General features: G+C 62.5%; 11 protein-coding genes. 4 read left to right on the top strand and 7 right to left on the bottom strand.

Going from position 1 to position 13175, the window contains the following annotated elements; translation table 11 throughout:
• The first annotated feature begins 398 nt into the window (after positions 1-398).
• From KR541_RS35150 to KR541_RS35135, 4 genes are all read left to right on the top strand, one after another.
• Positions 399-2189 carry an acyl-CoA dehydrogenase gene (locus KR541_RS35150; protein ID WP_050016025.1) on the top strand — a complete coding sequence of 597 codons (1791 nt, stop codon included), beginning with the start codon at positions 399-401 and terminating at the stop codon, positions 2187-2189.
• Between the two features lie 80 nt (positions 2190-2269).
• Positions 2270-3898, top strand: coding sequence for an electron transfer flavoprotein-ubiquinone oxidoreductase (locus KR541_RS35145; RefSeq protein WP_124681709.1), 1629 nt, complete (start codon positions 2270-2272; stop codon positions 3896-3898).
• Between the two features lie 48 nt (positions 3899-3946).
• Complete coding sequence (gene bktB, locus KR541_RS35140; protein WP_050017773.1) at positions 3947-5140, top strand: beta-ketothiolase BktB; 1194 nt, start codon at positions 3947-3949, stop codon at positions 5138-5140.
• A gap of 38 nt (positions 5141-5178) precedes the next feature.
• Positions 5179-6033 (top strand): 3-hydroxybutyryl-CoA dehydrogenase, encoded by an 855-nt coding sequence (locus tag KR541_RS35135; RefSeq protein WP_050017772.1) that lies wholly within the window; start codon positions 5179-5181, stop codon positions 6031-6033.
• A 115-nt stretch (positions 6034-6148) separates the two neighbouring features.
• Here the strand turns inward: KR541_RS35135 and KR541_RS35130 are convergent, their stop codons facing one another.
• The 7 genes from KR541_RS35130 to fliR form a co-directional block, all read right to left on the bottom strand.
• Complete coding sequence (locus KR541_RS35130) at positions 6149-6523, bottom strand: hypothetical protein (protein ID WP_235356311.1); 375 nt, start codon at positions 6521-6523, stop codon at positions 6149-6151.
• A 141-nt stretch (positions 6524-6664) separates the two neighbouring features.
• Entirely contained in the window at positions 6665-7336 is a 672-nt protein-coding gene (locus tag KR541_RS35125) for a hypothetical protein (protein ID WP_143328930.1), read from the bottom strand.
• Between the two features lie 783 nt (positions 7337-8119).
• On the bottom strand, positions 8120-8701 hold the full coding sequence (locus KR541_RS35120; RefSeq protein WP_050017771.1) for a disulfide bond formation protein B: 582 nt from the start codon (positions 8699-8701) through the stop codon (positions 8120-8122).
• Between the two features lie 20 nt (positions 8702-8721).
• Positions 8722-8877, bottom strand: coding sequence for a DUF5993 family protein (locus tag KR541_RS37095; protein ID WP_226233305.1), 156 nt, complete (start codon positions 8875-8877; stop codon positions 8722-8724).
• Positions 8878-9151: 274 nt separating this feature from the next.
• On the bottom strand, positions 9152-11242 hold the full coding sequence (locus KR541_RS35115; protein ID WP_216090193.1) for a flagellar biosynthesis protein FlhA: 2091 nt from the start codon (positions 11240-11242) through the stop codon (positions 9152-9154).
• Positions 11239-12378, bottom strand: a complete 1140-nt coding sequence (gene flhB, locus KR541_RS35110) for a flagellar type III secretion system protein FlhB (RefSeq protein ID WP_050017769.1) — start codon at positions 12376-12378, stop codon at positions 11239-11241. The genes KR541_RS35115 and flhB overlap by 4 nt, the downstream gene beginning before the upstream one ends.
• A complete protein-coding gene (gene fliR, locus KR541_RS35105) occupies positions 12378-13172 on the bottom strand; it encodes a flagellar biosynthetic protein FliR (protein ID WP_050017768.1) in 795 nt (264 codons plus the stop codon). Before fliR ends, flhB begins: the two co-directional genes overlap by 1 nt.
• Positions 13173-13175 lie beyond the last annotated feature (3 nt).

The following is a 13175-nucleotide window of genomic DNA, read 5'->3' as shown; positions in this document are numbered from 1 at the left end:
TGATTCGCGGTTTCACGGGTTCACGGATCGCATCCCATAACCGGCTCCTTGGCGGTATTCATGGCCGGTTTTTCAGAGGACACTCCCATAACGGGCTCCCTTTGCCGCTTCGAGCCGGGGAGACGCGCGTGCACCCGGCCGTTTTTTGGCGCGCGTTGCCGCCATTGTCGAGACGGACGGATCGGGCGCCGACGCCCGCCCGGCGGGCTTCACCGCCGCGCGCAAGGATCGCGTGCGGCGTGCGCCGTGGCCGGTTTTGTCACCATGTGGGCCGGATATGACAATGGAGATTGGGATCCCCGGCGTTAGGATGGCCCATTGCGTCGCCCGGCACTGGCCGGTTCTGCCGTACCGGCCCCTGTGGCGCCCCTATTCACCGCCTGAATGGAACATCGACCATGAGCTATAACGCCCCCGTCAAGGACATGCTGTTCGTGCTGAAGGAACTCGCAGGCATCGACGCCGTTGCGCAGTTGCCGGGCTTCGAGGATGCGGGTGTCGACACGGCGCAGGCCGTGCTCGACGAATCCGCGAAATTCTGCGGCGAGGTGCTGGCGCCGCTGAACGTCGAAGGCGACCGCAACCCGAGCAGCTGGAAGGATGGCGTCGTGACCGCGACGCCGGGCTTCGGCGCAGCGTTCCGTCAGTTCGTCGAGGGCGGCTGGCAGGGGCTGCAGCATCCGGCCGAATACGACGGCCAGGGCCTGCCGAAGCTGATCGCGACGCCGTGCATCGAGATGCTGAACGCATCGAACCTGTCGTTCGCGTTGTGTCCGCTGCTCACCGACGGCGCGATCGAGGCGCTGCTGACGGCCGGCACCGACGAGCAGAAGCAGCGCTACGTGCCGAAGCTGATCTCCGGCGAATGGACCGGCACGATGAACCTGACCGAGCCGCAAGCCGGGTCGGATCTCGCGCTGGTGCGCTCGCGCGCGGAGCCGCAGGGCGACGGCACGTACAAGGTGTTCGGCACGAAGATCTTCATCACGTGGGGCGAGCACGACATGGCGGACAACATCGTCCACCTGGTGCTGGCGCGCACGCCGAACGCACCGGAAGGCGTGAAGGGCATTTCGCTGTTCATCGTGCCGAAGTTCATGGTCAACGAAGACGGTTCGCTCGGCGCGCGCAACGACGTGCACTGCGTGTCGATCGAGCACAAGCTCGGGATCAAGGCGAGCCCGACCGCGGTGCTGCAATACGGCGATCACGGCGGCGCGATCGGTTACCTGGTCGGCGAAGAGAATCGCGGCCTCGAATACATGTTCATCATGATGAACGCGGCGCGCTTCGGCGTCGGGATGCAGGGGATCGGCGTGGCCGACCGCGCGTACCAGAAGGCCGCCGCATTCGCGAAGGAACGCGTGCAGAGCCGCCCGGTGGACGGCTCGGCGAAGCAGTCGGTGACGATCATCCATCACCCGGACGTGCGCCGGATGCTCGGCACGATGCGTGCGCTGACCGAAGGCGCGCGCGCGCTCGCCTACGTGGCCGCCGCGCACAGCGACATTGCGCACCGCCATTCGGACGAGGCGACGCGCGCGCGTCATCAGGCGATCTACGAATATCTGGTGCCGGTCGTGAAGGGCTGGAGCACCGAGATGGTGAACGACGTGGCGAGCCTCGGCGTGCAGGTGCACGGCGGGATGGGCTTCATCGAGGAAACCGGCGCCGCGCAGTACTACCGCGACGCGCGGATCCTCGCGATCTACGAAGGCACGACCGCGATCCAGGCGAACGACCTCGTCGGCCGCAAGACGCTGCGCGACGGCGGCGCGGTCGCGAAGGCGCTGATCGCCGAGATCGGCGACACGGTCGCGGCGCTCGGCAAGCTCGACGGCGCGGCGGCCGCATCGATGAAGGCGCAACTGGAGAAGGGGGCGCGCGCGTTGTCGGCGGTGGTCGACTACGTGCTGGCGAACGCGAAACAGGACCCGAACGCGGTGTTCGCGGGCAGCGTGCCGTACCTGAAGCTCGCGGGCGTCGTGCTGTGTGGCTGGCAGATGGCGCGCGCACTGCTGGCTGCGCACGCGAACCGCGCGAGCGACGTCGCGTTCTTCGACGCGAAGATCGCGATCGCGCAATGCTATGCGGAGCACGTGCTCGTGCAGGCGAGTGCGCTCGAAGCGTCGATCGTCGGCGCGAAGGGCAACGAGAGCGTGCTCGCGTTGACGGAAGACCAGTTCTGACCGCTGACGGTCGGGACGCAGCAGGAGACAGGATTTTGACCACACAGGACTTGCTCGCGCAATACGGCCCGCGCGAATCGATGGAATACGACGTCGTGATCGTCGGCGGCGGCCCCGCCGGGCTGTCTGCCGCGATCCGGCTCAAGCAGCTGGCCGCCGAGAAAGGCACCGAGATCGGCGTGTGCGTGCTCGAGAAGGGTTCCGAAATCGGCGCGCACATCCTGTCGGGCGCGGTGATGGACCCGCGCGCGATCACCGAGCTGTTTCCCGACTGGAAGGAACGCGGCGCGCCGCTCGACGTCGAGGTGAGCGAAGACCGCTTCCTGTTCCTGTCCGAGAAGAGCGCCGTCACGACGCCGAACTGGGCGCTGCCGGACAACTTCAAGAATCACGGCAACTACGTGATTTCGCTGGGCAACGTCACGCGCTGGCTCGGCCAGCAGGCCGAGGCGCTGGGCGTCGAGATCTTCCCCGGCTTCCCGGCTGCAGAGATTCTCTATAACGACGACGGCTCGGTGAAGGGCGTCGCCACCGGCAACATGGGCGTGGGCAAGGACGGCGAGCCGACCGAGAACTTCCAGCTCGGCATGGAATTGCACGCGAAGTACACGCTGTTTGCCGAAGGCTGCCGCGGCCACCTCGGCCGTCAGCTGATCTCGACGTTCAAGCTCGACGCGAACGCCGATCCGCAGGCGTACGGGATCGGCATCAAGGAACTGTGGGAAATCGATCCCGCGAAGCACAAGCCGGGCCTCGTGATCCACACGGCCGGCTGGCCGCTGAAGTCCGACACGTACGGCGGCTCGTTCCTGTATCACATGGACAACAACCAGGTCGTGGTCGGCTTCGTGGTGGGCCTGGGCTACACGAACCCGTACCTGTCGCCGTTCGAGGAATTCCAGCGCTACAAGACGCACCCGTCGATCCGCGCGTTCCTGGAAGGTGGCAAGCGCGTGTCGTACGGCGCGCGGGCGATCACCGCGGGCGGCCTGCTGTCGCTGCCGAAGACGGTGTTCCCGGGCGGCGCGCTGATCGGCGACGACGCGGGCTTCCTGAACGCATCGCGGATCAAGGGCAGCCACGCGGCGATCAAGACCGGCATGCTCGCGGCCGACGCCGCATTCGACGCGGTGCAGGCCGGCCGTCAGTCGGACGAGCTGAACGCGTACCCCGATGCGTTCAAGCAATCGTGGCTGTACACGGAGCTGTACCGCGCGCGCAACTTCAAGCAATGGATGGCGAAGGGCCTGTACCTGGGCACGCTGATGGTCGGGCTCGAGCAGAAGGTGATGGGCGGCAACGTGCCGTGGACGCTGCATCACCAGCACGCGGACCACGAGATGCTGAAGCCGGCGTCGCAGTGCGAGCCGATCGCGTATCCGAAGCCGGACGGCAAGCTGACGTTCGACCGGCTGTCGTCGGTGTTCATCTCGAACACGAACCACGAGGAGAACCAGCCGGCGCACCTGACGCTGAAGGATGCGAGCGTGCCGGTGAACGTGAACCTGCGCACGTACGCGGGGCCGGAGGCGCGCTTCTGCCCCGCGGCCGTGTACGAGTTCGTGAAGAACGACGACGGCGGCGATCGGCTCGTGATCAACGCGCAGAACTGCGTGCACTGCAAGACGTGCGACATCAAGGATCCGACGCAGAACATCGTGTGGGTCACGCCCGAAGGCGGCGGCGGGCCGAACTACCCGAACATGTAACGCAACGCATCCCCGCGCCCGCGGGCGCGAACGAACCGGAGTGAGACGATGAGCAATGCAGCGAAGGAAGTCGTGGTGGTGAGCGGTGTCCGTACCGCGATCGGTGATTTCGGCGGCAGCCTGAAGGATTTCTCGCCGACCGACCTCGGCGCGAAGGTGGTCGCCGAAGTGCTGTCGCGCGCGAACGTGCCGGGCGATGCGGTCGGGCACGTCGTGTTCGGCCACGTCGTGAACACCGAGCCGAAGGACATGTATCTCGCACGCGTCGCGGCGATCAACGGCGGCGTCGCGCAGCACACGCCGGCGCTGACCGTGAACCGCCTGTGCGGCTCGGGTCTGCAGGCGATCGTGTCGGCCGCGCAGACGATCATGCTCGGCGATGCCGACATCGCGATCGGCGGCGGCTCGGAGAGCATGAGCCGCGCGCCGTACACGGTGCCGGCCGCGCGCTTCGGCCAGCGCATGGGTGACGCGAAGCTCGTCGACATGATGCTCGGCGCGCTGCACGACCCGTTCCAGACGATCCACATGGGCGTGACGGCCGAGAACGTCGCCAAAAAATACGACATCTCGCGTGACGCGCAGGATGCGCTGGCGCTCGAATCGCATCGTCGCGCGGCGCGCGCGATCGCCGAAGGCCGCTTCAAGGACCAGATCCTGCCGATCTCGATCCGCACGAAGAAGGGCGAAGTCGCGTTCGACACCGACGAGCACGTGCGGCACGACGCGGGCCCGGACGACTTCTCGAAGCTGAAGCCGGTGTTCGCGAAGGAGAACGGCACCGTGACGGCCGGCAACGCATCGGGCATCAACGATGCGGCCGCCGCCGTGCTGATGATGAGCGCGGACACCGCACGCGCGCAGGGCGTGAAGCCGCTCGCGCGCCTCGTCGCGTATGCGCATGCGGGCGTCGATCCGGCGTACATGGGCATCGGCCCGGTGCCGGCCACGCAGAAGGCGCTCGAACGCGCGGGCCTGAAGATCACCGATCTCGACGTGATCGAAGCGAACGAAGCGTTCGCCGCGCAGGCGTGCGCGGTCACGCAGGAGCTCGGCCTCGATCCGGCCAAGGTCAACCCGAACGGCTCCGGCATCTCGCTCGGTCACCCGATCGGCGCGACCGGCGCGCTGATCACGGTGAAGGCGCTGTACGAGCTGAAGCGCATCGGCGGGCGTTACGCGCTCGTGACGATGTGTATCGGCGGCGGCCAGGGGATTGCCGCGATCTTCGAGAACATCTGATAATCGACCGCTCAGCCTCCGAATACACAGGAATCGTCATGGCCATCGAAACCGTCGGCGTCGTGGGCGCCGGAACCATGGGTAACGGCATTGCGCAAACCGCCGCCGTTGCAGGACTGAACGTCGTGATGATCGACGTCAGCGACGCCGCGCTCGACAAGGGCCTCGCGACGCTGAAGGGCAGCCTCGAGCGGCTCGTGTCGAAGGACAAGCTCGCGGCCGACGCCCGCGATGCGGCGCTCGCGCGCATCACGACGTCGACCGACTACGCGAAGCTTGCCGCGGTCGACATCGTGATCGAGGCCGCGACCGAGAACGTCGAGCTGAAGGGCCGCATCCTGAAGCAGATCGAGGCCGTCGCGCGCCCGGACGCGATCATCGCGACCAACACGTCGTCGATCTCGATCACCGCGCTCGCGGCGCCGCTCGCCGATCCGTCGCGTTTTCTCGGCATGCACTTCTTCAACCCGGTGCCGCTGATGCCGCTCGTCGAGATCATCCGCGGGCTGCAGACGAGCGACGCGACCGCGTCGGCCGTGCGCGCGCTGACCGAGCGTTTCGACAAGTCGCCGATCGGCGTGCGCAACTCGCCGGGCTTCGTCGTGAACCGGATCCTGGTGCCGATGATCAACGAGGCGTTCTTCGTGCTGGCTGAAGGCATCGCGTCGGCCGAGGAAATCGACGCGGGGATGAAGCTCGGCGCGAACCACCCGATCGGGCCGCTCGCGCTGGCCGACCTCGTGGGCCTCGACGTGTGCCTCGCGGTGATGGACGTGTTCCTGAAGGACTTCGGCGACCCGAAGTATCGCGCGTGTCCGCTGCTGCGCGAGATGGTGTCGGCAGGCAGGCTCGGGCGCAAGACCGGGCGTGGGGTGTACGACTACAGCAAGTAAGCCGGTCGTCCACGGTGTTTCGCGCGGCCGCCTTCGGGCGGCCGTGTGTTTTGTGCGGCGGGATTACGCGTCGAGTACCGACAGGTCGCGCGGCAACGCGTGCTTGAACATCGCGCTACAGCAGCCGCTCGGACAGTACGCGGAATGCGACGTCGGGCACGACGAAGCACAGCGGTTCGCCGGTCGCGCCGATGCGGGCGAGGAAGTCGCCGCCCGCGGGCCCGACCGTCTTCAGCGGCCGCACCGCATCGACGTCGATCGGCAAGTCGATCGACGCATATGCGAGGCGGTCGCAGTCCTCGACATGGGCGACGGCCGCGTGCTGCAGCGACAGCGCGGCGACGGCCGCGCGCCAGTCGTCGAAGAACGGCGCGAATGCGTCGGGCAACGTCCGGTCGTGCGACGCTTCGGCCGTGCAGCGGAAGTCGGGCGCGCTGCCGCCGCTGCCAGCCAGCCGCGTGTCATAGCGTCCGTCGTCTTTGAGTGACAAATATCGTGGATATTTTGACTGCCTACCGTGTTCACCAGGCTTGGTTGTAACGCAAGAGTGACAAAGATTTCATGTTACGGATTTTTGCGACGATAGCGTTAGAGTTGCGCTGCGACGCAAGGCTGCCCTGGCGAGTTGATTTTATGCGAGCTTGGCGGACGATTTAGGAGCAGACAATGAGGCAGATTTTTTCCCATAATGGGCCAAACCTCTCAAGGCCTGATGAGTGACGACGGTGATTGAGCCGCCGATGCGAGATAGTAACGTTCGACAAGCATTGTCGCGAAGCAATCGACCACCGGTGAATGCCATAGTCCAGATCGGTTGACGACGGTGCTGACTGTCACACTTTTGCCGGACAAGCCACGACGCATCATATCGCCGCAAATACCGATATTCTCGACCACATTGCGACGGCCGGCAGCCCGGGCGGACTCGCACTTTTTCGATCAACCGTTCGCGGATGCGCTCGACGGTCATGCGTTCGGAGAATGAGACAGGTCGAGAGTCGGGCGTTCCAGCCGTTTTGGCTACTTGCGCATGGAGCATGTCGAGGTCGAGATTGAGCGCAGCGAGCAGCGCGCAACACTCGTGCGCCAGAGCATGGCGGAACGTGTTGCGCAATTGCACGCTCGCGGCAGCGTCGATGCCGCGAAATAGACTCGAGGTTTTATCGCCCATATCCGCACCGAATGCGCGTTGGAGCGTGGACGCGTAGTCGGCCGGGTGCATTGCATCCCACAGAAATGCTCGAATGGGATCTCGATCATGGATGAACGTGCAATTTTTCAAGGCACTGACGCTGATTTCCACGAGCCGCCGCATGACTTCAGTCGGCTCGACATACTGGGCGGTTTGCGTCAGATCTTCGCCGCAGTGGCATCGAATTCGGGCGGCTTCGATAGTAGCTAGGCGCGGCAATAGAAATGCGCGTCGGCATTGCGGACACGTAGTACGTAGTCGAACGAGATGACGGTAGCAATATGCAACGTTTGGCAATTGATGTGCGCGATGCCAAGGGAGCGCGGGCGCACGCTTGGCACCCCCGAGTTTTCCAGGAATTCACGCCATGCGATTGGACCATTATGCAGTCGGATCCGCGCGAGCCAAGATCCAAATAGTTCGTCCGGGTAAGAGGCTGGCACGAACAGCAAGGGTGTCATGCGAGTCGGCCCTCGGGGGCCGCTATGATCTGGCAAAACAGTGCGCCATCGGCAGGGGTGCTATCGTCTGCTTCGGCGAGCACGGCAAGTACCGTCGAGCGGATTCTATCGGCAGAGACGGCAGCAGGCCAAGACATAGGAATTCTCCAACTCTCGATGGTCGAGGTTCGCGAGATCGTTCGTCCAGTATAGCCGACACACGAGTGCCCTGCCGGCTTCCCGCAACGCGCCGCACGGCCGGTATGTGTGGCATCGATGTCGATGCCACTTTACATACTTTGAGCGGGTCACTGACCGCAATTTCAAATGCGTGGGATCGAATTGATGGATGCGCCGGAGTTCCTCAGGTGCTTGGCCGTGCGTATCGCATGCACGACTATTTTTTTTAAAAACTATCATTTCACATAAAAACACTTCCCGCTTTTCGGAATGCTCAATTATTTCGGAAATGTTCGAGCAGTTCGTACACGACTGGATCGCTCGCGCACTGACCGCCACCGCATTCGAGTAACGTCGATACGAGATTGGCGATGATCGTCAGCCCGAAGACTGCCATCGCGATTCGTCCGCTGGTACTCATCGACACGGGTTGCACAGTATGGCTTGTGCGGCGGACAGCAAGCAGCAAGGAAACATACAAAATGATCAACACCGACGCGATAAAGCACCATGTGTAGAAATGCAGGCCCAACAGAGCTGAACCATACGCTCCTGAATCAGGTGAGATGTGTAGCAGTACCTGACGACCTGCGATGACGCCGGTTGCGACAGCGCTGACGAGCACGCAGCAATAATGTGTGCCACGTACACCGTATCTGACGTTCATTGCGAATCCGATCCCGGCGAGGATCAATCCGACGCGCTGCAGTAAGCAAAGTGGACAGGGTAACTCATTGAATGCAAGTTGATAATAGAATGCGATGAGCAGAGCTGCACTAATCGCAATTAATGCAAGAACATCTAGCGTATTCTTCGTCGTCGCGTTTTCGTTGCTATCGTTTCGGAGAATCTTCATTTCCATTATCGCGATGTCATTTAGAGGAATAAGTTGAGCGAATCTGTCGCGTGATGAGCGAATGTAAAAAGTGTCGAGATCAGCGCGACGACGAACAAATAGGTCGTAGTGCGTGGACGTGTGCCGTATATCATTGAGACAAAGGATGCTAGCGACAACAGGAACGGAAGAAACATGAAAATTTCGAATCCTTCAGGTGGTGGTTAACATGAACTGCGTGACGAGGTTGGGTCAAACGAATGAAACTCGATTGCCCATCACAGGCTGGGATAGAAGAGCCGGAAAGGTCACCTTAGCGGTCATGGCAGATGCCGCATTTGTCCTCCCCGTTCTCTTGGGATGCGGTTATGATCGGAGCTTGTCATAAGTTGTTTTCCATTCCCCCTATCAGCGTCTGTATCGTCGATTTGGCGATTACACAGGTTCTTAGCCGGGCTCTCGCCGAGGGCGTCATCCAAGCGTGCCGACAATGCTGACTTCCTTGTTGTCGGGAACTTCGTTGTACGACAGGACGGTGAGATCAGGTGAGAACAGTCTGGCGTACCGCGCGAGCATCGGGCGAATGCGTGGCACCACGATCAGCACCGGGGCGGCGCCCATTTGTTTCAATTGTTCGACCACCGCCGGCATATGGGTCTGCAACTGCGAGAGTACGTTCGGTTCGACCGGGAAGTTGTCCAGCGGCACACGCGTGCCCGATTGCTCCGCGAGACTTAGCGCATTCAGCAGAATGTTCTCGAGTTCCACCGTCAGGCTGAAGCCTTTGAGCGCCTCGTGTTGGGCGCCAAGTCCGGCCACGATCTGGCGGCGCAGTGCGCAGCGAACTTCAGCTGCGAGCAGTAGCGGGTCCTTGGTGGTTTCTGCGGCCTCCACCAGGGTGGCGGACACAGTTTCTATGTCCATGATTGACACGTTCTCGGCCAACAACGTACGGAATACCTTGCGCAACTGACTGTGCGTGAGGCATTTTCCCAGCGCATCGGCCAGTACTGGTGCAATGGCGGTCAGGCGTTCGATGATGGCGGTCACATTGTCGTAGCTGAACAGCTCGGGGATCGTTTCGCGAATTAGCTTGGCCGCATGCGTCGCGATCACCGTCGCGCAATCGACAACCTGGTAGCCGAGGCCGAGTGCTTGGGCCTTCTGGTCGGGCTCGATCCACGTGACCGGCATGCCGTAGGCAGGGTCGATGTCGGGTGTGCCATCCAATTCCCCGTAGACGGTAGGTGACGGAATGGCCATCAGCTTTCCCGGTTGCACTTGGGCCTGAGCCAGTGTGGTGCCATTGAGCATGATGGTGTAACTGGAGGGGGGCAGGCTCATGTCGTCGCGCGCGCCGATGGGTGGTAGCAGGAAGCCGAGCTGTTCGGATAGGGTTTGTCGCGTGCCGTGCAGGCGGCGCATCAGCGGCGCGCCTTGAGTGCGATCCAACATCTCCACCAGCTTGTAGCCGAGAGATACCGAAAGCGCGTCCACATACGGCAGGCTGCTCCAGTCGAACGATTCGTTGCCGGGCGCCGCTAGCGTGGCTTGCATGACGCGGGCGGTTTCTTCCGTCTCGGCCGCTGCGGAGGGCGAAGTACGCTGCGTCATCCGATAGCCGACGTAACCGAGTACTGCTGCAAAGCACAGAAACACCAATGTCGGCATGCCCGGGATCAGGCCCAGCGCGGCCATCAGTGCGGCGGCGCTGAACAGCACCAACGGCGAAGCCAGCAACTGCTGGCCGACCTGTTCCTCGAAGTCGCGTGCATCGTCGATGCGCGTGACAATAACCGCGGCGGCGGCGGACAGCAGGAGGGCGGGTATTTGCGCGACCAGGCCGTCCCCGATGGCCAGCAGCGCATACTTATGGAATGCCTCGCCTGCAGGCAAGCCGTGCATGATTACGCCGATGATCACGCCACCGATCATGTTCGTGATGAGAATCAGAATGCCGGCGATGGCGTCGCCGCGCACGAACTTCGAGGCGCCATCCATGGCGCCGTAAAAGTCGGCTTCGGTCGTAACGTCCTTGCGGCGTTGCTGGGCTTGTGCCTGTGTGATGACACCGGCGTTCAGGTCGGCGTCGATGGCCATCTGCTTGCCGGGCAGCGCATCGAGGGTGAAACGCGCCGACACTTCCGAGATGCGCTCCGCACCCTTGGTGACCACGACGAAGTTGATGATCATCAGGATCACGAACACGACCAGCCCGACCACGAAGTTGCTGCCGATCACTACATTGGCGAACGATTCGATCACTTGGCCGGCTGCGCTCGGGCCCGTGTAGCCATTGAGCAAAACAACGCGTGTGGATGCGACGTTCAATGTCAGGCGCATCAGCGTGGCAGCCAGGATAATGGTCGGGAAGGCCGAGAAGTCCAGCGGTCGCTTCACGGTCACGGCCACCATGACCACCACGATGGACAGCACGATGTTGAACGTGAACATGATGTCCAACGCGGCTGGCGGAAGCGGCAGGATTACCATCGCCAGGATGGTGAACAGGGCGAGAGGCGCAGCAAACTTCAGGCGCTTGAGCAGGTCGATCACGTTCATCGGGATTGGGACTTTTGCAAGTGTTCGGGAATGGTGATGCCAGTGGGCAGCGATGGTGAAACGTCGCGTCCGCCGCTGCGGAATGCCTTGATCTGTAAAACGTAGGACAACACCTGCGCTACCGCGCGATACAGCTCTGCCGGAATTTGCTGATTGACCTGGCTGGTGTGGTAGATCGCACGCGCCAGCGGCGGCAGCTCGATCACCTCGACGTTGTGCCCTCGGGCGACGTCGCGAATGAACAGCGCAACCTCATCGACTCCCTTGGCTACGACGTACGGCGCTTGTGCGCGCGTTACGTCGTACTTGAGTGCGATTGCGTAGTGGGTCGGGTTCATCACCACCACGTCGGCGGTTGGCACGGTCTTGCGGATTCCCTGGCGCGCGAGCTGGCGCTGGATTTGGCGGATGCGGCTCTTGATTTCGGGTTTTCCTTCGGACTGCTTCATTTCATCCTTGATGTCACGCTTGCTCATGCGCTGGCCGCGCTTGAAGATGATTTGTTGTACCGGTATGTCGACGAGTGCGAACACGATGATGATGCACGTCAGCGTGAGCGCGGAGGTCAGGAACAGGTTTGCCCCACCGGTCAGTGCATCGGCGAGCGGCGCGCCTTGCAAGCGGACGAAGCCGCTCAAGTTGGAGCGGCAGACGATGAAGAGCGTGGCCATCAATACGAGGGCCTTGAGCACGGTCGTGCCGAACTGCACGTAATGCTTGCCGGACACCAGGCGCTTGAGCCCGGAAAGCGGATTCAAGCGGTTCAGCTTCGGCATGACGTTCTTGTGGCTTAGGGTCCAGCCGCCCGGTACCAACGACGCGATGATGATGCCGGCGGGCACCGCGGCCAGCGGGGCAAGCATCTTGCACAGTAGCAGCACCGCTGCGGGAAATAGCATCGACGCCGCATTGCCGATCCTGTCGTCGCCGGAAAGGTCTGCAAACGACAGCGCGAAAATGTGCTTGAGTTCGACCAGCCACGCCGGGGTTAGTACGACGATGAGCTTGAGAGCAATCAGAATTCCCACACACGTACCGATATCTCGCGAACGTGCGACCTGGCCTTCCATTCTGGCTTTGCGCAGTTTCTGCGGGGTGGCCTTTTCGGTCTTGTCGCCGGTTTGTTGCTCGCTCATTACATTCCCCCGTTGCCGATGGGCCGCGTCGCGAGTCGATCGTAGAGTTCCAGAACGTGTTCCACCATGCGACCGTAGTGATCCGGCAGTGACGGCAATAGCAGCGTCAGCAGTAACAGCCCGAACATGGTAGTGATCGAAAAGCCCAACGCGAAAAGATTCAGTGCGGGTGCTACGCGATTGAGGAGGCCCAGGCCGACTTGTACGACCAGCGTAGCGAACATCACCGGAAGCGCCAATGCCACGGCGGCGGAGAACACCCAGCCTACTGCGAATGCGAGATGCTTGAGCGCGTCGAGGTCGAAGGCAAAACGACCGACCGGCCAGACTGCAAAGCTGCGCGCGATGACAGCCGTCAGGATCAGGTGGCCGTCAACGGCGAAGAACAGCAGGATGAACACCACGTACATGACGTTGGTGAGTACGTCGGCCATCTGACCATTCATCGGGTCGTTGATCTGCGCCATGGACAGGCCCAATTGCGACGACGCGACGGTACCGAAAATCTGCAGCGCGCCCAGCACGAGATGGAACACGAAGCCGAGCAGGCCGCCTATCAGGACCTGTTCGGCCACGGCAGCCACACCTTCGAGCTGCAGCAGGTCGATCACGGGCATCGCCGGAATACCGGGCTGTATGGCTAATGCGAGGATGAGGGCGATCAGCAGGCGAATGCGCACAGGGACCATCGCGTCACCCAGGATCGGCGACGCGGCCAACGCGGCAGCGATTCGGCAGAAAGGCCAGAAGATCGTGTTCGCGAGCGGCAGGAGCTGGGCAAGGACAATTTCCATTGC

Origin of the sequence: Burkholderia sola (assembly GCF_905400185.1) — a bacterium.
Lineage (GTDB): Bacteria > Pseudomonadota > Gammaproteobacteria > Burkholderiales > Burkholderiaceae > Burkholderia > Burkholderia sola.
The sequence above is the reverse complement of the archived record's forward strand: the minus strand, read 5'-3'. Positions and strand labels throughout refer to the sequence as shown.

Bases quoted from the DNA above. Each gene is read 5' to 3' on its own strand.
- KR541_RS35135 (WP_050017772.1), top strand. From the start codon at position 5,179: ATGGCCATCGAAACCGTCGGCGTCGTGGGCGCCGGAACCATGGGTAAC.
- KR541_RS35115 (WP_216090193.1), bottom strand. From the start codon at position 11,242: ATGAACGTGATCGACCTGCTCAAGCGCCTGAAGTTTGCTGCGCCTCTC.
- fliR (WP_050017768.1), bottom strand. From the start codon at position 13,172: ATGGAAATTGTCCTTGCCCAGCTCCTGCCGCTCGCGAACACGATCTTC.
- flhB (WP_050017769.1), bottom strand. From the start codon at position 12,378: ATGAGCGAGCAACAAACCGGCGACAAGACCGAAAAGGCCACCCCGCAG.
- KR541_RS35150 (WP_050016025.1), top strand. From the start codon at position 399: ATGAGCTATAACGCCCCCGTCAAGGACATGCTGTTCGTGCTGAAGGAA.
- KR541_RS35145 (WP_124681709.1), top strand. From the start codon at position 2,270: ATGGAATACGACGTCGTGATCGTCGGCGGCGGCCCCGCCGGGCTGTCT.
- bktB (WP_050017773.1), top strand. From the start codon at position 3,947: ATGAGCAATGCAGCGAAGGAAGTCGTGGTGGTGAGCGGTGTCCGTACC.
- KR541_RS37095 (WP_226233305.1), bottom strand. From the start codon at position 8,877: ATGTTTCTTCCGTTCCTGTTGTCGCTAGCATCCTTTGTCTCAATGATA.
- KR541_RS35120 (WP_050017771.1), bottom strand. From the start codon at position 8,701: ATGAAGATTCTCCGAAACGATAGCAACGAAAACGCGACGACGAAGAAT.